We start from the raw sequence: 1,781 nt of genomic DNA on the forward strand, positions 1-1,781 counted from the left end.
AACGACGGGTTCGCCGCGTTGCGCGTCGGGGGAGACACGTCGACGGAGATCGTCAACTCGATCTTCTGGGACAACGACGGCGAGACCATCGCCGACCAGCGCAACGCTGGGGCCGGCGAGCTCGACATCGAGAACGCGATCGTCGAGGGCGGCTTCGCGGACGGCGAAGCGATCCTCGCCGCGGACCCCTTGTTCGTCCGCGCCCCCGACGACGGCCCCGATGACGAGTGGGGCACCGACGACGACGACTACGGCGACCTCCACCTGCTGGCCCGGAGCCCGGCGACCAACTTCGGCGACACCGGCGACGTGCCCCAAGACATCTTCGACCTCGATGACGACGGCGTGACCGGCGAGATCCTGCCGTTCGACCTCGATGGCGAGGACCGCGTCCAAGACGGACGCGTCGACCTGGGCGCCTACGAAGGTGTCGAGACGCCGGTCTCGTCCGAGCCCGGCCTCGAGGCCGCGGCGCTCTCGCTGTCATCGGCTGCGCCGAACCCGATGCGGGACCGCGCCTCGGTCACGCTCGCCCTCGAGGCCGCCGGTCCCGTCGAGGTCGCGGTGTTCGACCTGCTCGGCCGCGCGGTCGCCCAGGTCCACACCGGATCGCTCGCTGCGGGCCAACACGTCCTCGAGGTCGATGCGTCGGCGCTCGGTGCGGGAGTCTACGTCGTGCGAGCGTCCTCGAGGATGGGCGTCGCGACGCAGCGCGTGACGGTGGTTCGGTAGTTGGTTGCGGTCTCGAGGATGTTCAGCTCGAGGTCGGCTAGCTCGAGGAGCTCCGGTCGAATGCCGCCAGTCGTTCTCGGGCCGCACGGGTGTGCCGGTGGTCATCTCCGAGGGATTGAGCGAGCGTTGCGGCGCTCCGGGTGAGCAGACCGCGAGCCTCCTCACGCTGACCTAGTCGGGCGAGGCAGGCGCCATAGGCGCTCTCCGCGCTCGCGATGATCCAGTGATCGTCGGAGAGCGACAGCCGGCGGGCGTCGAGGCTCGCGCGCTGAAGCTCGGCGCCTCGGCGCGGCGAGCCCGCGTCACAGAGGGCGCGTCCCGCGACGGTCTGAGCGTAAGCCGTATACGGATGGTCTGCTGACAGCACACGCTCAACGTCCTCGAGGACGGACTCGGCCTCGACGGCGGCGTCACGGGTCCGGCCCATCCCGTTGAGGTGGAGCGCGAGCGAGATGCGCGCGGCCAGAGCCTCCGGGTGCTCCGCTCCAAGCCGGGCCGTCATCGTGGCGATGGCTTCGCGGTAGGCAGCAAGCGCCTCAGACGCCAGGCCCTCGTTGCTGAGGGCGTTGGCGAGGTTGACCTGGGCGAACCCGAGACTGTACGTCGAGCGGGCGTTGCCACGCTCCCGGAGCCGCCGGATCAAGTTTCTAAACGCGACGATTGCCTCGTCGGGGCGGTCGACTTGGACGAGCAGAGTCGCCAAGTTCTGCAGGGCCGAGGCCTCCATGTCGAGGTCATCGGCCCGAACGGCTAGGTCGGCGGCGGCCCGGTACTCGGCCTCGGCCTCGTCTTCCCACCCCATCCCGTGGAGCATCGCTCCGTATCCGTTTCGCACGGCGGCCTCTTCGGCGAGAGCGTTGGGGACCGTGCTCATCGCTTCGAGGGCGGTCTGGAAGCGGGGGTGGGCCGCGTCGAAGTCCCCGCCGTCAGCGAGGGCCTGTGCCCACGTGGCCTGTGCCGTCGGGAAGGCGACGCCGCGGTCGGTGCCGATCGCGGCGGCAGCACGGGCGGCATGGTACTCGGCTCGCTCGGGATCGTACCTGCTGAGG

The 1,781-nt window shown here is 70.2% G+C and carries 2 protein-coding genes; one reads left to right on the top strand and one right to left on the bottom strand.

The window, feature by feature from the left end; genetic code table 11:
- Positions 1–732, top strand: a 732-nt coding sequence (locus WBA11_RS11375) for a T9SS type A sorting domain-containing protein (RefSeq protein WP_424520804.1), incomplete at its 5' end; no start/stop codon positions are given.
- A 37-nt stretch (positions 733–769) separates the two neighbouring features.
- Here the strand turns inward: WBA11_RS11375 and WBA11_RS11380 are convergent.
- The coding region (locus WBA11_RS11380) for a tetratricopeptide repeat protein (protein WP_424520805.1) at positions 770–1,781 on the bottom strand (1,012 nt) is incomplete at its 5' end.

Source organism: Rubrivirga sp. (assembly GCF_049648075.1).
Lineage (GTDB): Bacteria > Bacteroidota > Rhodothermia > Rhodothermales > Rubricoccaceae > Rubrivirga.